16 protein-coding genes are annotated in these 17,772 nt (G+C 71.1%); 5 read left to right on the top strand and 11 right to left on the bottom strand.

All coding sequences use genetic code 11. The features are described from left to right. Positions 1–44 precede the first annotated feature (44 nt). Positions 45–1,595: a succinic semialdehyde dehydrogenase gene (locus tag ACR3IO_RS11285; RefSeq protein ID WP_434071306.1), complete on the top strand. Its 1,551-nt coding sequence runs from the start codon at positions 45–47 to the stop codon at positions 1,593–1,595. Between the two features lie 306 nt (positions 1,596–1,901). Here the strand turns inward: ACR3IO_RS11285 and ACR3IO_RS11280 are convergent, their stop codons facing one another. Further along, positions 1,902–2,297 (bottom strand): twin-arginine translocase TatA/TatE family subunit, encoded by a 396-nt coding sequence (locus ACR3IO_RS11280; RefSeq protein WP_434071305.1) that lies wholly within the window; start codon positions 2,295–2,297, stop codon positions 1,902–1,904. 89 nt (positions 2,298–2,386) lie between these two features. Here ACR3IO_RS11280 and ACR3IO_RS11275 point away from each other — a divergent pair, with 89 nt between their 5' ends. After that, positions 2,387–3,019, top strand: coding sequence for an O-methyltransferase (locus tag ACR3IO_RS11275; protein ID WP_434071304.1), 633 nt, complete (start codon positions 2,387–2,389; stop codon positions 3,017–3,019). A gap of 244 nt (positions 3,020–3,263) precedes the next feature. Here the strand turns inward: ACR3IO_RS11275 and ACR3IO_RS11270 are convergent, their stop codons facing one another. The 3 genes from ACR3IO_RS11270 to dapE all read right to left on the bottom strand — a co-directional run bounded on the left by ACR3IO_RS11270 (position 3,264) and on the right by dapE (position 5,993). After that, positions 3,264–3,437, bottom strand: coding sequence for a DUF3117 domain-containing protein (locus tag ACR3IO_RS11270; protein WP_067875042.1), 174 nt, complete (start codon positions 3,435–3,437; stop codon positions 3,264–3,266). A 149-nt stretch (positions 3,438–3,586) separates the two neighbouring features. Continuing rightward, positions 3,587–4,885: a hypothetical protein gene (locus tag ACR3IO_RS11265; protein ID WP_434071303.1), complete on the bottom strand. Its 1,299-nt coding sequence runs from the start codon at positions 4,883–4,885 to the stop codon at positions 3,587–3,589. A gap of 7 nt (positions 4,886–4,892) precedes the next feature. Continuing rightward, on the bottom strand, positions 4,893–5,993 hold the full coding sequence (gene dapE, locus ACR3IO_RS11260; protein ID WP_434071302.1) for a succinyl-diaminopimelate desuccinylase: 1,101 nt from the start codon (positions 5,991–5,993) through the stop codon (positions 4,893–4,895). 63 nt (positions 5,994–6,056) lie between these two features. On the opposite strand from dapE, the gene dapD reads away from it, so the two are divergent. Further along, on the top strand, positions 6,057–7,004 hold the full coding sequence (dapD, locus tag ACR3IO_RS11255; RefSeq protein WP_434071301.1) for a 2,3,4,5-tetrahydropyridine-2,6-dicarboxylate N-succinyltransferase: 948 nt from the start codon (positions 6,057–6,059) through the stop codon (positions 7,002–7,004). An 87-nt stretch (positions 7,005–7,091) separates the two neighbouring features. Beyond that, positions 7,092–9,719, top strand: coding sequence for a penicillin acylase family protein (locus ACR3IO_RS11250; RefSeq protein WP_434071300.1), 2,628 nt, complete (start codon positions 7,092–7,094; stop codon positions 9,717–9,719). 89 nt (positions 9,720–9,808) lie between these two features. On the opposite strand, the gene ACR3IO_RS11245 is transcribed toward ACR3IO_RS11250, so the two are convergent. The 5 genes from ACR3IO_RS11245 to ACR3IO_RS11225 form a co-directional block, all read right to left on the bottom strand. Further along, positions 9,809–11,095 carry a citrate synthase gene (locus tag ACR3IO_RS11245; RefSeq protein WP_434071561.1) on the bottom strand — a complete coding sequence of 429 codons (1,287 nt, stop codon included), beginning with the start codon at positions 11,093–11,095 and terminating at the stop codon, positions 9,809–9,811. A gap of 164 nt (positions 11,096–11,259) precedes the next feature. Next, on the bottom strand, positions 11,260–12,378 hold the full coding sequence (gene dapC / locus ACR3IO_RS11240) for a succinyldiaminopimelate transaminase (RefSeq protein ID WP_434071299.1): 1,119 nt from the start codon (positions 12,376–12,378) through the stop codon (positions 11,260–11,262). Between the two features lie 2 nt (positions 12,379–12,380). After that, the gene (fdxA, locus tag ACR3IO_RS11235; protein ID WP_434071298.1) at positions 12,381–12,701 is read right to left on the bottom strand and encodes a ferredoxin; all 321 of its coding nucleotides are present in this window, start codon (positions 12,699–12,701) and stop codon (positions 12,381–12,383) included. Positions 12,702–12,736: 35 nt separating this feature from the next. Beyond that, positions 12,737–13,138, bottom strand: coding sequence for a histidinol dehydrogenase (locus ACR3IO_RS11230; RefSeq protein ID WP_434071297.1), 402 nt, complete (start codon positions 13,136–13,138; stop codon positions 12,737–12,739). After that, complete coding sequence (locus ACR3IO_RS11225; protein ID WP_434071296.1) at positions 13,135–13,626, bottom strand: hypothetical protein; 492 nt, start codon at positions 13,624–13,626, stop codon at positions 13,135–13,137. Before ACR3IO_RS11225 ends, ACR3IO_RS11230 begins: the two co-directional genes overlap by 4 nt. A gap of 153 nt (positions 13,627–13,779) precedes the next feature. On the opposite strand from ACR3IO_RS11225, the gene ACR3IO_RS11220 reads away from it, so the two are divergent. Continuing rightward, entirely contained in the window at positions 13,780–14,589 is an 810-nt protein-coding gene (locus tag ACR3IO_RS11220; RefSeq protein ID WP_434071295.1) for an enoyl-CoA hydratase/isomerase family protein, read from the top strand. Positions 14,590–14,615: 26 nt separating this feature from the next. Here the strand turns inward: ACR3IO_RS11220 and ACR3IO_RS11215 are convergent, their stop codons facing one another. Both ACR3IO_RS11215 and typA read right to left on the bottom strand, forming a co-directional pair. After that, positions 14,616–15,473: a peptidoglycan DD-metalloendopeptidase family protein gene (locus ACR3IO_RS11215; protein WP_434071294.1), complete on the bottom strand. Its 858-nt coding sequence runs from the start codon at positions 15,471–15,473 to the stop codon at positions 14,616–14,618. A gap of 149 nt (positions 15,474–15,622) precedes the next feature. Beyond that, positions 15,623–17,527 carry a translational GTPase TypA gene (typA, locus tag ACR3IO_RS11210; protein WP_434071293.1) on the bottom strand — a complete coding sequence of 635 codons (1,905 nt, stop codon included), beginning with the start codon at positions 17,525–17,527 and terminating at the stop codon, positions 15,623–15,625. Positions 17,528–17,772 lie beyond the last annotated feature (245 nt).

Here is a 17,772-nt window from a genome sequence, read left to right as displayed (position 1 = left end):
CCTCGATCCGACCAGAGTGGGTCAACTGTCCTAGACTGTGCCGCATGCGCGCCACCCTGGCCTCCCCCGACCTGTTCGCCCGCCTCACCGCCGAGATCGTCGCCACCGGCGACACGACGGTCGAGGTGCCCACGCCGTCCACCGGCGAGACGCTCCACGCACTGCCGCAGTCGAGCGCCGAAGACGTGCACGACGCGACCGCTCGCGCCCGCATCGCCCAGCTCGCCTGGGCCCGCGCCGGCTTCGCCGAGCGCCGCCGCGTGCTGCTGCGGGCGCACGACCTCGTGCTCGAGCGCCGCGAGCTCCTGCTCGACCTCGTGCAGCTCGAGAGCGGCAAGACCCGCGGCCAGGCCTTCGAGGAGGTCTTCCAGGCGGCATCCGTCACGCGCTACAACGCCGTCATGGCCCGCCAAGTGCTGCGCGGCGGTCCCCGACGCAGCGGCATCCCGACGGTGCTGACCGCGAGCGTGCGCTACCGGCCGAAGGGCGTCGCCGGCGTGATCACGCCCTGGAACTACGCCCTGAGCCTCGCCGCCATGGACGTCGTGCCCGCCCTCGCGGCCGGCTGCGCCGTCGTGCAGAAGGCCGACGACCAGGGGGCGCTCTCGATCCTCGCCCTGCGCCGCGCCTTCATCGACGCGGGCGTGCCCGAGGCGCTCTGGGCGGTCGTGACCGGAACGGCCGCCGAGGTCGGCGAGGCCGTGACCGACGTCGCCGACTACATCTGCTTCACGGGCTCGACGGCCACCGGCCGCAAGGTCGCCGAGAAGGCCGGGCGACGTCTCGTGGGCGCCTCGCTCGAGCTCGGCGGCAAGAACGCCCTGCTCGTGCTCGCCGACGCCGACCCGGTCGACGCGGCCCGCGGCGCGGCGCACGCGGCGTTCTCGGCCATGGGCCAGCTCTGCGTCTCGGTCGAGCGGTTCTACGTCGACCGCAAGGTCGCCGGCCCGTTCCAGCAGGAACTCGTCAGCCGCCTGAACGGCGCCGTGCTCGGCTCCGAGCTGGAGTACCGCGCCGATTTCGGCTCGCTCACCACTGCCGCCCAGCTGGCGCGCGTGCAGGCGCACCTCGACGACGCCGTCGCCAAGGGCGCCACGGTGCTCGTCGGCGGCACGCACCGGCCCGACCTCGGGCCGTGGTTCTTCGAGCCGACCGTGCTCACGGGCGTCACCCCCGAGATGACCGTGTTCGCCGAGGAGACCTTCGGCGCCATCGCCTCGCTCTACCTCGTCGACGACGACGCCCAGGCGATCAGCGCCGCCAATCGCAGCCAGTACGGCCTGAACGCGTCGATCTTCTCGGGTTCGCTGAAGCACGCCTCGCGGGTCGCCGACCAGCTCGAGGCCGGCAGCATCAACATCAACGAGGGCTATCGCGGCTCGTTCTCGGCGGTCGCCGCGCCCATGGGCGGCGTCAAGCAGTCGGGGGTCGGCCGTCGCAACGGCACCGAGGGGCTGATGCGCTTCGTCGAGCCGGTCACCGTGTCGCGGTCGACGGGCCTGATCCCGCTCCCGCGCACCGCGTCGGAGTACCGCACGCTCGTGCCGGTCATGACCCTCGTCGCGCAGTCGCTGAAGGCGATCCGACGCGCCTGACGCCCGTGCTGCGGCATCCGCCCTGCACGCCGGCGACGCGCTGCGCCGCTCGGATGCCGTGGTGCAGGGTGTGCAGGGTGCAGGGCGCGCGGTGCTTGGCGCGCGGTGCGCGGTGCTTGGCGCGCGGTGCGCGGTGCACGGTGCACGGTGCACGGTGCGCGGTGCGCGGTGCACGGTGCACGGTGCACGGTGCAGGAGATCAGGCGGCGTCCCCGCTGACAGGGCGGATGCCGCCTCTCCTGCACGGATGCAACGGGTCGGCCGCTCGACGTGGAGCGGGGCCGTGTCACCGCGACCTGGACCGGGCTAGGTCGCCTCGGAGTCGAACGGCGCCTGCTCGCCCGTGCCGAGGGCCTCGCGCTTGCGCTTGCGCTGCAGGTAGGCGGAGTTCTCGTTCACGCCGGCGCGCGCCACGACCGGTGCGGTCGCGGCCGGCTCGGTGAACGGGTCGGCGTCGCTCAGGGCGTCGCGGATGATGCGGCGCGGGTCGTACTGGCGGGGGTCGAGCTTCTGCCAGTCGACCTCGTCGAACTCGGGGCCCATCTCCTCGCGCATGCGGTCCTTCGCCCCGTTGGCGAAATCGCGGACGGACCGGACGAACCGGCCGAGCTGAGCCGCGTAGTGCGGCAGGCGTTCGGGCCCGAGCAGGAAGACGGCGATCACCCCGATGATGAGGAGTTTCTCGAACGTCAGACCGAACACCCCTACAGGATAGTCGGCGGCGAGGCGTGCAAATCACATGCGGGCCGGGCCGTAGGCTTGGGAGCTGAGAGAGTGCCGGGAGCCGAATCGTGTCCGAACGTGACCTGAACTGGAAGTACGTCGACGAATCCGTCGTCGAGACCGACGCGGTCGCCCGTGCGCGCCAGCAGTCCATCGAGCTCGGCATCGACCCCGTCTCCCCCGCGGTGGGCGCGCAACTCGCGGTCCTGGCCGCGGCAGCGCGGGCCGAGTCGATCATCGAGATCGGCACCGGCGTGGGCGTCTCGGGCCTCTGGATGCTGCAGGCCGCCCGTGGTGCGCTGCTGACCTCCATCGACACCGAGAACGAGTACCTTCAGGCCGCCCGCGAGAACTTCGCCGACGCCGGCATCGCCGCCGCCCGCGTGCGCCTCATCGCCGGGCGCGCCAGCGAGGTGCTGCCCCGCATGAACGAGAACTCCTACGACCTCGTCGTGATCGACGCCGACCCGACCCTCGTCATCGAGTACGTCGAGCACGGCCTGCGCCTGGCCAAGCCCAACGGCTCCGTGCTCGTGGCGCGCGCGCTCTGGCGCGGGCGCGTGGCCGACCCCGCCCGGCGCGACGAGCAGGCGACCGCGTACCGCGCGCTCATCTCCGAACTCGCGGCCTCGCCCGCGGTCGCGACGGCGGTCTCCCCCGCCGGCGAGGGCCTGCTGCAGATCGTCAAGCTCGGCGCCTGAGGCGTACGCGAGACTCGACACGCAGCCCACTGCTCAGCGGCCGACCCTTCGCGATCGGCACTCGGGCCTCGGGTCTGGAGCCACGGGTCTGGAGCCACGGGCCTCGACGGCAGCGACACGTCGGCACGCGGCATCCGCCCTTCGCGCCCGTGGCCGGCCCGCCCCCGTCAGTGCAGGCGGACCGCCGGACATGCCTCGAGCCGAGCACCGCACTGCGGGCTCGGCTCGAAACCTATGGAACTGATCAGGCCGGGTTGACGACGCCGCCGAGCACGTCGTAGAGCTCCTTGGCCTCAGCGTCGTTGACCGAGACGACAAGGCGACCGCCGCCCTCGAGCGGTACCCGCACGATGATCAGACGACCCTCCTTCACAGCCTCCATAGGCCCGTCTCCGGTGCGTGGCTTCATGGCCGCCATTGAGCTACCCCTTTCGTGGCTGTCTCATTCCATTATCGGTCATCGGAAGCACTCCTGAGAAATCGCCGTGAGGCTGTGGACGACATCGAGCGACCCGGGAGGCCATACGGCGGCATGCGGAGCGCGCCCGGACGCGATCGGAGCCACGATCACGGCGGCGTCCAGTCGCGACCGTCGATGCCCCAGCAGATGAGCAGCCAGCCCACCTGCAGCGCCAGGAACACGATCACCAGGCTCCAGCGGTACCAGCGGGCGCGAGGGATCGCGGCGGCGCCCAGCAGTGGGAACAGGGGCGACGCGATTCGGAACACGCTCGACTGCGGGAAGAACACGGCGAGCAGGTACAGCGCGTAGCTCGCCGACCAGAGGCGGATCTCGATGCCGAGGCGGCGCACCGCGGGCGAGAGGAGCACGAGCGTGAACGCGAGGATGAGCGCCGCGACCGCGATCGTGCCGAGCGGCTGTCCGAGCCACCATCCGCCCGACTGGAACCAGGCCGTGAACGGCACGAGCTCGCCGTACCCGATGTACGCGGCGCGCCACGCGAGCTCGGTGTCGGTGTAGGCGTGCAGGTTCCCGGTGACGGCCCCGGCCACGAGCAACCACCCGAAGCCGCAGACCACGGTGAAGACCGTGGCGGATGCCGCGAGCACGCGTTCGCGCACCGGGAACGGCTCCTCGCGTCGGCGCCACCACCGCCAGAGCCAGTGCAGGCCGAGCGTGAGCGCGAACGCCAGCGCGCCTGGCCTCGTGAACGACCAGACCGCGATCACGGGGAACAGCCAGCCGTAGCGGCGATCGACGAGGAGCAGGAGCGCCGTGGCGAGCAGGAGGTACCCGAGCGCCTCGGCGTACCCGAACTGCATGATCGGCGCGACCGGCGCGACGCAGAACAGCACGACGGCGAACATCGCCCGATCGGGGGCGAGGAAGCGCGACATGAGGCGGTGGAACACGAGTGCGGCGCCGAGGCCCGCGGCGAGCGAGACCACCACGGAGGCGATGTTCCACGGGATCGCCAGCCACGTCAGCGCGCCGACGAGGGCCGGGTAGACCGGCATGAACGCCCAGGCGTTCTCGGCGGTGTGCCCGTCGGGCGTGAGCGGCAGCAGGCTCGGGTACCCGGCGAGCTGGATGATCTGGTACCAGCGGGCGTCCCACATGTTCGCGAACTCGAAGTAGCCGGGCCTTGCGCCCGTCCACGGGTTCGCGCCCTGCACGCTCGCGAGGGTCAGCACGAACACCGTCGTGATCGCGCGCGCACCCGCGTAGACGAGCAGGACGCGCAGCCACCACGGCGAGACGCGCCAGCGCACGCGCGGCGACCAGCGGGTGGCGCGGAAGGGGTCCGGTTCGCGCACCCCGGATTCGTGTTCTGCCGGCGGCTGGGCGTCGAGCGCGGCCTCGCGGTCGGGCTGCTCGTGCGCCGCGGCGTTCACGTCGGTCATGCCGGCATCACGCGCCGGTCAACCACGACCGCAGGCCCACCTCGCACGCGACGATCGCGTCGAGGCGCACGCGCTCGTCGTCGGTGTGCGCGAGGCTCGGGTCACCGGGTCCGTAGTTCACCGCGGGCACGCCGAGGGCGCTGAAGCGCGCGACATCCGTCCACCCGTACTTGGGCCGCGCCTCGGCGCCGACCGCCGCGAGGAACCCCTGCACGAACGGGTCGTCGAGCCCGGGGCGGGCGCCGGCCGAGGCATCCGTCACCGTCAGCTCGTACTCGGGGAACAGCTCGCGCATGGCCTCGATCGCCTCGTCGACCGAGCGGCTCGGCGCGAACCGGTAGTTGACCGTGAGCACGGCCTCGTCGGGCACGACGTTGCCGGCCACTCCCCCGCGGATGCCGACGGCGCTGAGCCCCTCGCGATAGGCCAGCCCCTCGACCTCCACGGTCTCGGCCTCGAAGGCCGCCAGCCGCTCGAGCGCCGGGGCGAGCGCGTGGATCGCGTTGACGCCCATCCACGGCCGCGAGGTGTGCGACCGGGTGCCCGTGGCGCGCAGCTCGACGCGGAGCGTGCCGTTGCATCCGCCCTCGACCTGCCCATTGGAGGATTCGCCGAGGATCGCGAAGTCGGCGACGAACAGGTCGGGCCGCGTCTCGGCGAGGCGCTTGAGCCCGTTGAGGTCGGCCTGCACCTCTTCGTGGTCGTAGAACATCCACGTGACGTCGTAGACGGGTTCGGCGAGCTCGACCGCGAGCTTCAGCGCGACCGCGACGCCGCCCTTCATGTCGGTCGTGCCGCGCCCCCAGAGGTAGTCGACGCCGCCATCGGTCTCGAACCGGGTCGGCACGTTGCCGTTGATCGGCACGGTGTCCAGGTGCCCGGCGATCACGACGCGGCGCTCGCGCCCCAGATTCGTGCGCGCGACGATCGTGTCGCCGTCTCGGTGGAGCTCGAGGTGGGATGCCGCGGCGAGCGCCCGCTCGACGAGGTCGGCCAGCACCGTCTCATCGCCCGACACGCTCGGGATGTCGCAGATCGCCCTCGTGAGCGTGACGGAGTCGGCGGTCGGGTCGAGCGCGGGGGGCGTCTTGGCGGTCTCAGCGGGCATTCCCCGATTCTACGGAAGCGACGCGCCGCGTCATCCGCCGGGCCGCATCGCTACCCTTGAACCATGCCTGCGAACGACGCCGCCCCCAGCCCCGCCCGCACCGCCGCCGCCGCCGGCCTCACGACCATCGCCGGCGACGGCACCGTGCTCGACGCCTGGTTCCCGGCGCCGATCCTCGGCGACGAGGCGACGCCGCTCGCCGCAGAGCACAGCGCGCTCGCGGGCGAGGACGCCCGCCGCAACGTGCGGGTCGAGGTGGTCGAGCTCACGATCGACCTCGACGCGGCGCCCGCGGGCACCGCCGACGCGTACCTTCGCCTGCACCTGCTCTCGCACCTGGTCGTCGCCCCGAACACGATCAACCTCGACGGCGTCTTCGGGCACCTCCCGGCCGTCGTCTGGACCAACGCCGGCCCGGTGCATCCGGCCGACTTCGACCGGCTGCGGCCCGCGCTGCAGCGCGCCGGCATCCACGCGACCGGGCTCGACAAGTTCCCGCGCCTGCTCGACTACGTCACCCCCGAGCGCGTGCGCATCGCCGATGCCTCGCGCGTGCGCCTCGGCGCGCACCTCGCACCGGGCACCACCGTCATGCACGAGGGCTTCGTGAACTTCAACGCCGGCACCCTGGGCACGTCGATGATCGAGGGGCGCGTCTCGCAGGGCGTCGTCGTGGGCGACGGGTCCGACATCGGCGGCGGCGCCTCGATCATGGGCACGCTCTCGGGTGGGGGCACCCAGCGCGTGACCATCGGCGAGCGGGCGCTGCTCGGTGCGAACTCGGGCATCGGCATCTCCATCGGCGACGACTCGGTGGTCGAGGCGGGCCTCTACGTGACGGCGGGCACGAAGGTCGCACTGCTCGGCGACGCCGAGGCGCGCACCGTGAAGGCGGTCGAGCTGTCGGGGGTTCCGAACCTGCTGTTCCGCCGCAATTCGCTCAATGGCCGGGTCGAGGTGCTCTCCCGCGACGGCCACGGCGTGAAGCTCAACACCGCCCTCCACGCCTGAGTCCTCCCCCGCTCGCGCACTCGATTACAGTGGTGCCTCAGGTCGCCGAGTGGCGGCCGTCGTCATGGGCGATCACGAAGGAGTGACGTGGGCACCGACGCACCCCGAACCCGACACCACAGCTGGCTGAGAGCGCTCACGTGGCTCCTCGCCATCGTCCTGCTGCTCGTCATCGCGGCAGCCGGCGTCGGATGGTGGACCGTGCAGCGCTCGTTCCCCACGACGAGCGGTCGCGTCGACGCGCCGGGCCTCATCTCATCGGTGTCCGTGTACCGCGACGACGCCGGCATCCCCCAGCTCGTCGCCGACAACGACCACGACCTCTTCTTCGCCCAGGGGTACGTGCACGCGCAGGACCGCTTCTGGGAGATGGACTTCCGCCGCCACGTCACCGCCGGGCGCCTCGCCGAGCTCTTCGGCTCGTCGCAGGTGGGCACCGACACGTTCATCCGCACACTCGACTGGCGCGGCATCGCCGAGCAGGAGTACGACGGCCTCGACGAGACCTCGCGCGCCTACTACGAGGCCTACGCCGCCGGCGTGAACGCCTACCTCGACCAGCGCAGCGGCGCCGAGCTCTCGCTCGAGTACGCCGTGCTCGGGCTCCAGAACCCCGGCTACTCCCCCGAGCCCTGGACCCCGGTCGACTCGATCGCCTGGCTCAAGGCCATGGCATGGGACCTCCGCTCCAACCTCGGCGACGAGATCGACCGGGCACTCCTCGCCACGGCGCTGCCCGCCGACGAGGTCGCCCGACTGCACCCCGACTTCGACTGGTCGACCGCGCCGACCATCCTCGGGGGCACGCCCGCGGCATCCGCCCCGGCCTCGACCGAGGTGACGTCCCTGCCCGAGGCCCCGGATGCCGCATCCGGCGCCTCGACCGAGTCGGATGCCTCGACCGCCTACGTCGCCGCGCTCTCGTCGCTGCGCGACACGCTCGACCGGATCCCCGCCCTCCTCGGGCCCGAGGGCAACGACATCGGCTCCAATTCCTGGGTGGTGGGCGGATCGCTCACGGAGTCGGGCCTGCCCCTGCTCGCCAACGATCCGCACCTCGGGCCCGCCCTGCCGTCGATCTGGGCGCAGATGGGCCTGCACTGCGCCGAGATCACCGAGACCTGCGCGTTCGACGTGGCCGGCTACACCTTCGCGGGTCTGCCCGGGGTGATCATCGGCCACAACGACCGCATCGCGTGGGGATTCACCAACCTCGGCCCCGACGTCGCCGACCTCTACCTCGAACGCATCACGGGCGACACGTACGAGCTCGACGGCGCCCAGGTGCCGCTGATCGAGCGCGAGGAGACGATCGAGGTCGCCGGCGGCGCTCCCGTGACCATCACCGTGCGTTCGACCGGTCGCGGCCCCATCGTGTCGGGCATCGGCGACGACTTCGCGGCGGTCGCCGAAGGATATCCCGTGGCATCCGGCCAGCCGGAGGGCGACTACGCGCTCTCACTGCAGTGGACCGCGCTCACGCCCGGCACCACCGCCGCGTCGATCTTCGCCCTCGACCGTGCCGGCGACTGGGACGCGTTCCGCAAGGCGGCGTCCCTCTTCGACGTGCCCGCCCAGAACCTCGTCTACGCCGATGTCGACGGCAACATCGGATACCAGGCGCCCGGAACCGTGCCGATCCGCAAGGTCGGCGACGGCACCCTGCCGCAGCCCGGATGGACGAACGACGTCGGGTGGCGCGACGAGGTCGCCTTCGACGACATGCCGAACGTCCTGAACCCCGAGCGCGGCTACATCGTCACCGCGAACAACGCCGTGACCCACGACGGCCCGTTCCTCACGGCCGACTGGGACTACGGATACCGCGCGGCGGGCATCGAACGCCTGCTGAAGGAGAAGATCGACGCCGGCGAGAAGCTCACGGCCGCCGACCTCTCCGACATCCAGCTCGACACGGGCGATGCGAACGCCGCCGCCTTCCTGCCGGTGATCGCCGAGCTCGACCTCTCGGGCGACGCCGCACGCGGCGCCGAACTGCTCGCCGCATGGGATGCTCGCGACGACGTCGACAGCGCGGGGGCGGCGTACTTCGCCGTGTTCTGGCGCACCCTGCTCGCGGACATGTTCTCGGCGCTGCCGGAAGAGACGCAGCCCACCGGCGGCGACCGCTGGTTCAGCGTCGTCGGCACCTTGCTCGCCGAACCCGACGCCACGTGGTGGACGAACGAGGAGCTCGGCGTCTCGGGTCGCGACGCGATGATCGCCCACGCCCTCGACGCCGCGTGGACCGAGGCGACGAGCCGCATGGGCAGCGACGCCGACGCCTGGCGCTGGGGCCGACTGCACACGCTCACGCTCACCAACCAGAGCTTCGGCACGTCGGGCATCGCCCCGATCGAGTGGCTCTTCAACCGCGGCCCGTTCGAGCTCGGCGGCGGCTCCTCGATCGTCAACGCGATCGGCTGGGACACCAGCGTGGGATACGGGGTCGACTGGGTGCCGTCGATGCGCATGGTCGTCGACCTGCACGACTTCGACGCGTCCACGTGGATCAACCTCACCGGCGCATCCGGTCACGCGTTCCACCCGAACTACGTCGACCAGGCCCCGCTCTGGCAGCACGGGAAGACGCGGCCCTGGGCGTTCACCCTCGACGCGGTGCGCGATGCCGCGACGGACACGCTCGACCTGCTTCCCGCGGCCGGCGTCACGCCCTCGAGCGCGGTGCCGAGCGAGGCGCCGGCCGCCGAGTAGGCGCCGGCCGCACGCCGAAGGGGGCGCCACCGTCGGTGGCGCCCCCTTCGGGCCGTTCGATGGCGGGCGCTCGGGCACCGCCGCACGGGTCAGATGCCCGGGTAGCGCCGCTCGGCCTCGCCCACGTAGAGCTGCTGCGGGCGGCCGATCTTGGTCTGGGGGTCGAGGTTCATCTCGCGCCAGTGGGCCATCCAGCCGGGGAGGCGGCCGATCGCGAAGAGCACGGTGAACATGCGCGTCGGGAAGCCCATCGCCTTGTAGATCACGCCGGTGTAGAAGTCGACGTTCGGGTAGAGGCGACGTTCCTTGAAGTAGTCGTCCTGCAGGGCGAACTGCTCGAGCTCCTTGGCGATGTCGAGCAGCGGGTCGGCCACGCCGAGACCGGCGAGCACCTCGTCGGCCGACTGCTTGACGATCGTCGCGCGCGGGTCGTAGTTCTTGTAGACGCGGTGCCCGAAGCCCATGAGCTTGACGCCGTCCTCCTTGCGCTTCACGCGCTCGACGAACTTGTCGACGCCCTCGCCGGAGTCGCGGATCTGCGCGAGCATCTGCAGCACGGCCTCGTTGGCGCCGCCGTGCAGCGGGCCCGAAAGCGCCTGGATGCCGGCCGAGATCGACGAGTACAGGTTCGCACCGGTGGAGCCGACGAGACGCACGGTCGAGGTCGACGCGTTCTGCTCGTGGTCCTCGTGCAGGATCAGCAGGCGGTCGAGCGCCTTCGACAGCGTGGGGTCGATCTGGTACGGCTCGGCCATGTTGCCGAAGTTCAGGCGCAGGAAGTTGTCGACGAAGCTCAGCGAGTTGTCGGGGTACAGGAACGCCTGGCCGAGGCTCTTCTTGTGCGCGTACGCGGCGATGACCGGGAGCTTCGCGAGCAGGCGGATCATGGTGAGCTCGACGTCGTCGGGGTCGGAACCCTCGTAGTAGGTCGACAGCGCGGACACGGCGCTCGAGAGCACCGACATCGGGTGGGCCGTGTGCGGCAGCGCCGAGAAGAACCGCTTGAGGTCCTCGTGCAGCAGCGTGTGCCGGCGGATCTTCTCGTCGAACTCGCCCAGCTCGTCTGCGGTCGGCAGCGACCCGTAGATGAGCAGCCATGCGACTTCGAGGTACGTCGAGTTCTCGGCCAGCTGCTCGATCGGGTACCCGCGGTAGCGCAGGATGCCCTGGTTGCCGTCGATGTACGTGATCTCGGACTGGGTCGACGCGGTGTTCACGAACCCGTAGTCGAGTGCGGTGAGTCCGGTCTGTCGCGTCAGCGTCGACAGGTCGAGGCTCGCCGCGCCGTCGACGGCGGGGCGGATCGGGAACTCCGCGGTGCCACCGGGGAAGTTCAAGGTCGCCTGAAGGGGCTTCTGGCCTTCGGCATTGTTCACGACGTCGCTCACGGCGCCTCCTGTGATCGTCAAGTGCGGTCACCTGCTTTCCGCACCGCAGCTCCGTTCGGCCGCGGTCCGGGATACAGCCTAGACGCGCTCCGGGCACACTGTTGCATCCGCCAAGACATCCGTCCGTGTCTTGAGGGGATGGACAATCGGGGTCAGGCGACGGATGCCGCGAGGCGGCGTGCAGCGGCCTCGATGCGCTCATCGGTCGCGGTCAACGAGAACCGCACGTGCTGCGGGTGGTGCTCGCCGTAGAAGTGCCCGGGGCCGGCCAGGATGCCCAGCTCGGCGAGGCGGTCGATCGAGTCCCAGGCGTCTCGGCCCTCGGTCGCCCACAGGTACAGGCCCGCCTCGCTGCGGTCGATGCGGAAACCGGCCGCCTCGAGCGCAGGGCGCAGCACGTCTCGCCGGGCGCGGTACAGCTCCTTCTGGTGCGCGACGTGGGCGTCGTCGCCGAGCGCGACCGTCATCGCCGCTTGGAGCGGCGCGGGCACCATGAGGCCCGCGTGCTTGCGCACGGTCGTCAGCCGCTCGATGAGCAGCCCGCAGCCGGCGATGAACGCGGCGCGGTACCCGGCCATGTTCGACTGCTTGCTGAGCGAGTAGACGGCGAGCGTGCCACGGCGGTCCTCGCCGCTCACGCGGGGATCGAGGATGCTCGGCACCGGCTCGGTGCTCCACGGGGCGTCCCAGCCGAGCTCGGCGTAGCACTCGTCGCTCACGATGACGGCGTCGAGCTCGCGCGCCCGGGCCTGCGCCGCACGCAACTCGTCGAGGTCGAGGACGCGGCCGTCGGGGTTTCCGGGGCTGTTGAGCCAGACGAGCTTCGTCGCCGCGGGCCATTCGGCCGGATCGTCGGACGCGAACGCCTCGGCACCGGCGATGGCCGCGCCGATGGCGTAGGTCGGGTAGGCCGCACGGGGATGCACGACGACATCGCCCTCGCCGACGCCGAGCATCAGCGGAAGGAGCGCGACGAGCTCCTTCGAGCCGATGGTCGGCAGCACGTTGCGTTCGCTCAGTCCGGTGCCGACGACGCCCCGGCGCCGCTCGAACCACTCGACGATGGCGCGTCGCAGTTCGGGCGTTCCGACGGTCTGCGGGTAGGCGTGCGCATCGGTCGCGGCGGACAGGGCCTCGCGGATGATCGGCGGAGTCTCATCGACGGGCGAGCCGATGGAGAGGTCGACGATGCCGTCGGCGTGCTGCTTCGCGCGCGCCGCGTACGGGGCCATGCTCTCCCACGGGTAGTCGGGAAGCGCGCCGAGCGCCATGCTCAGTGCGCCTGCGGGGGCAGGGCGGTGATGACGGGGTGGTCCTTGGCGATCACGCCGACCTTGGCGGCGCCGCCGGGCGAGCCGAGGTCGTCGAAGAACTCGACGTTGGCCTTGTAGTAGTCGGCCCACTCGTCGGGCAGGTCGTCTTCGTAGTAGATGGCCTCGACGGGGCAGACGGGTTCGCAGGCGCCGCAGTCGACGCATTCGTCGGGGTGGATGTAGAGCGAACGCTCACCCTCGTAGATGCAGTCGACCGGGCACTCGTCGATGCAGGCACGGTCTTTGACGTCGACACACGGGAGAGCGATGACGTAGGTCACGGTGGCTCGCGTCCTTTCGGAGGGGGAATCTCAGTCTATGCCGCGGCGCGGGCGGCGGAGCGCGCCGGCAGGTGCGGCCAGGCCACGACGAACACGGTGATGAGCGCCGGGCCCAGCGACCAGATCGTGCCGGTGAGGTCGCCGACCACGAGCACCGATCCGCCCGGGCCCGTCAGGGTGAGCACGCCGACCGCGACGATCACGCCGAGACCCACGACGGCGGCGACCAGTCGCCCGCTGAAGACGCGGAACGCGACGAGCAGTGCCGCGACGCCGATGAGCGCCGCGACGAGCCCCCAGGGCAGCACGACGTCGCCGATGGCCAGCACGTGGCGATGGCCGACGGTGCCGAGCGTGCCGTAGAGCACGCCGACGAGGAAGGCGATGACGAGCGTCCCGATGCGGGAGCCGAGGCCGGGGCGAGCCACGTCGGTCACTTCGGCGTGACGGTGTAGGTCACCGTGTCGTCCTTCACGGCGAGCAGCACCCGGTACTCGTCGTCGGCGTAGACCGTCGCGTCGAGTTGGCCGCCCGTGAGGGAGTCGATCTGCTCCTGGGTGAGCGACGTGTCCTCGACGAAGCCGCCCGCCTCGAGCTTCGACTTCGCCCCCGCGGCGGCATCCGCCTCGTCGGCCTGCACGACCACGACCCAGCCGTTGCTGTCGCCGGTGCCGATGCCGACCGTGATCTTGCCGTCGACGACGTCGATCGAGGTCGGGAAGTCGGTGGGCAGTTCGCCGCCGATGCTCACGTCTTCACCGGTCGCGCTCTTGATCGCGTCCTCGACGCCGTTCTGGACCAGGTCCTCGACCGGATTGCCGGCGCACGCCGTCAGCAGGCCCGCGGCGAGGCCGGCCGCCGCGATGGCGAGGGCGGTGCGCCGAAGTGCGCGCGGCATCCGTGCGGTGGTGGTCGCAGTCGACATCAGGACTCCTCGCGGCTGGGGACGGGATCGTCGGGGCGGACGCACTGCCCGATCCCCCGCGGCGAGTCTACCGTCGGGCGACGCGGACGACCACGATCGACGTGCCCCATGGCGTAGCGTGGAGGTCCCCGTCAGCTCCCGAGAGGATCGAAGATGACCATGCCGGAGGCCGAGGCCGCAGCACCCGAGGTCCGACTCGAATTCGATGCGGATGTCGCCGTCGTGACGATCGATCGCCCGCGAGCCCTCAACGCGCTGTCGGGTGACGTGCTCGAGTCGCTCGACGCGGCCTTCGTCGAGATCACGGACGCTGCGGCATCCGTTCGCGGCGTGCTGCTGGTCGGCGCGGGCGGCCGGGCGTTCGTCGCCGGAGCGGACATCGCGGCCATGGCGGGGCGCACACCTGCCGAGGGCGAGCGCATGGCGCGCCTCGGGCACCGGGTCGCGGCGCGCATCGAGGCGTGCCCCGCACCGGTCATCGCCTGCGTCGACGGCTTCGCCCTCGGCGGCGGGCTCGAGCTCGCACTGGCGTGCGACCTCATCTACGCCACCGAGGCCTCGTCCTTCGGCCAGCCCGAGGTGCGACTGGGGCTGATCCCCGGCTTCGGCGGCACCGTGCGCCTTCCGCGCGTCGTGGGCCCCGCGCGCGCCAAGGAGCTCATCTACAGCGGACGCCGAATCGGAACGGATGAGGCGGTCCAGGCCGGGCTCGTCGCGCGGGCGTTCCCCGATCGCGACGCCCTGCTCGCCGGCGCGCGCGAGACCATCGCGCGCATCGCGGAGAACTCCCCCGTCGCCGTGGCGAACGCGAAGCGCGTCCTGGTCGCGGCGTCCGGGCGACCCACGGAGCAGGCCGTCGAGCTCGAGATCGGCGGCTTCATGGACGCCTTCGGCACCGATGACATGCGCGAGGGCGTGGCTGCGTTCCTCGAGAAGCGCACCCCCGGGTTCAGCCGCGGCTGAGGGGCCGAACGCCGCTCAGCGTCGACTCAGCCGGTCACACGCATGGCGAGCCATGCGAAGCCGTCGAATCGCACGCCGTCGGTGCCGAACATCTCAAGGTGCAGGTGGGGTCCGGTCGCCTGGCCGGTGGAGCCCACCAGGCCGAGCTGCTGGCCCGCGGTCACCTGCTGGCCGACGCTCACCGCGATCGAGCCGTTCTGCATGTGCGCGTACGACGACGTGACGAGCTCGCCGCCGATGTTGTGCTGCACCTCGACGTTGACCCCGAGGCCGCCGCCGTTCTCGGTGGCGAGCACGACGACGCCGTCGGCGACCGACATCACGGGGGTGCCTGCACCCGGGTTGAAGTCGATGCCGTCGTGGTTCGTCGAGCAGCCGGCGCACGGCGCCGACCGGGGACCGAACCCGTCGCTCGTGCGCTCGGGGGTGATGACGGGCCAGACGATGCGGTCGGTCTCGATCAGGGAGACCGTCCCGACGCTCGCGACCTGCGACGTGATGGGCGGCGGCGCGGCCTCGACCGCGTACCCGCCGTCGGGCACGGGGGCCATGACGGCCTCGCTCGCGACCTCCACCACCTGCGGCTCGAGCTCCACCGTGTCCTCGAACGTCGACTGCACGGGGGCGTACACCGAGACGGTCGTGTCGCTCGCGCTCACCGCGATGGCGGGGGTGCTCGTGCTGAGGGCCAGGCCGAAGGCCGCCGCGATCGTGAGCGCTGCGAGGCCCGCGCGGGCGGGGATCAGGCTGCCGAGCGGCGGGACGGCGGCGAAGGCCGACGCGGTGCGCGAGGAGAACGAGTGGACGGGGCGGGGAGCGGTGCTCGCACGGAACGGCGCACGGGTGCGCGCGGCCGAGCGACGGCCGTGATGGGGGAAGGTCATAGGGCGTGCGAGGTTCCGGGTCGGGGAGGGGATCTCCAACAACATACGTTTGCAAGCTGTACAAACCCTCAGTTTCGACTCCGAACCCCGTGCATGCGAAAGGGCGGATGCCGCAGGCATGGCCCGCGGCATCCGCCCTGTTCGGTGGACTAGCCCTGCTTCTTCAGGCGCGACGTCGTGCGAGCGCGCGCCGTGGCGTCGAGCTCGACCTTGCGGATGCGCACGGCGGCCGGGGTGACCTCGACGCACTCGTCTTCACGCGCGAACTCCAGGCACTCCTCGAGCGAGAGCTGACGCGACGGCGTCATCGACTCGAACGTGTCGGAGGTCGACTGACGCATGTTCGTCAGCTTCTTCTCCTTGGTGATGTTCACGTCCATGTCGTCGTTGCGCGAGTTCTCGCCGATGACCATGCCCTCGTAGACCTCTTCGGTCGGGTTCACGAAGAAGGTCATGCGCTCCTGCAGGGCGATGATCGCGAACGGCGTCACGACGCCCGAGCGGTCGGCGACGATCGAGCCGTTGTTGCGGGTGACGATCTGGCCGGCCCACGCGTCGTAGCCGTGCGAGATCGCGTTCGCGATGCCCGTGCCGCGCGTGGTGGTCATGAACTCGGTGCGGAAGCCGATCAGGCCGCGGCTCGGGACGATGAACTCCATGCGGACCCAGCCGGTGCCGTGGTTCGACATGTTGTCCATGCGACCCTTGCGCGACGCGAGCAGCTGCGTGATCGCGCCGAGGTACTCCTCGGGAGCGTCGATCGTGAGGTGCTCGTAGGGCTCGTGCGTCTTGCCGTCGACCTGCTTGGTGACCACCTGGGGCTTGCCCACGGTGAGCTCGTAGCCCTCGCGACGCATCTGCTCGACGAGGATCGCGAGCGCGAGCTCGCCGCGGCCCTGCACCTCCCAGGCGTCGGGGCGTCCGATGTCGACGACCTTGAGCGAGACGTTGCCGACGAGTTCGCGGTCGAGGCGGTCCTTCACCATGCGGGCGGTGAGCTTGTGGCCCTTGACCTTGCCGACGAGCGGCGACGTGTTCGTGCCGATCGTCATCGAGATGGCCGGCTCGTCGACCGCGATGACCGGGAGCGGGCGCACGTCCTCAGCGTCGGCGAGCGTGTCGCCGATCATGATGTCCTCGAAGCCCGCGACCACGGCGATGTCGCCGGGGCCGGCGCTCTCGGCGGGGTAACGGTCGAGCGCCTTGGTCAGGAACAGCTCCGTGACGCGCACGTTCTGCACCGAGCCGTCGTGCTTGACCCAGGCCACGGTCTGGCCCTTCTTGATGGTGCCGTGGAAGACGCGCAGCAGCGCGAGACGACCGAGGAAGGGCGATGCGTCGAGGTTCGTGACGTGCGCCTGCAGGGGGTGCTCGTCGTCGTACGTCGGAGCGGGGATGTGCTGGAGGATCGCCTCGAAGAGCGGCTCGAGGTCGTCGTTGTCGGGCAGTTCGCCGTTCTCGGGCTTGTTGTGGCTCGCGGCGCCGTTGCGACCGGACGCGTAGACGACGGGAACGTCGAGGATCGCGTCGAGGTCGAGGTCGGGCACGTCGTCGGCCAGGTCGGAGGCGAGGCCGAGCAGGAGGTCCTGGCTCTCGGCGACGACCTCGTCGATGCGCGCGTCGGGGCGGTCGGTCTTGTTCACGAGGAGGATGACCGGCATGCGGGCCTCGAGCGCCTTGCGCAGCACGAAGCGGGTCTGCGGCAGCGGCCCCTCGCTCGCGTCGACGAGGAGCACGACGCCGTCGACCATCGACAGGCCGCGCTCGACCTCGCCGCCGAAGTCGGCGTGGCCCGGGGTGTCGATGACGTTGATCGTGATGGGCTGGCCGCCCGAGTGGAGGCCGTTGTACGAGATCGCCGTGTTCTTGGCGAGGATCGTGATGCCCTTCTCGCGCTCGAGCTCGTTGGAGTCCATCGCTCGCTCTTCGACGTGCGCGTGCTCGGCGAAGGAGTGCGTCTGGTTGAGCATCGCGTCGACGAGCGTGGTCTTGCCGTGGTCGACGTGGGCGACGATCGCGACGTTGCGCAGGTCGTTGCGGGTGGCCTTCGCCATGGTGTTCGGTCCTCTGGGCTGGTGGGCTCCGTACGACGATCCCGTGACCGCGACGGGCGGCACGATGGGAACGCGGGAGCGCTTTGGTGAAAGGTCTTTGGGAGTGCGGGGGCCGAGATCGACGGCACGCGCCCGACAAGCCTACCGCGCTCGAAGGGGCTTCACCTGAGAACCGCCGCCGGGAACGACGAACGCCCGGCATCCGGAAGACGGATGCCGGGCGTTCGCGTTCGCACGGGCCCTTC

The sequence above is a fragment of the Agromyces sp. Marseille-Q5079 genome (assembly GCF_051016555.1).
GTDB lineage: Bacteria > Actinomycetota > Actinomycetes > Actinomycetales > Microbacteriaceae > Agromyces.
Note: the sequence above shows the minus strand (reverse complement) of the source record. Positions and strands in the feature narration are given on the sequence as shown.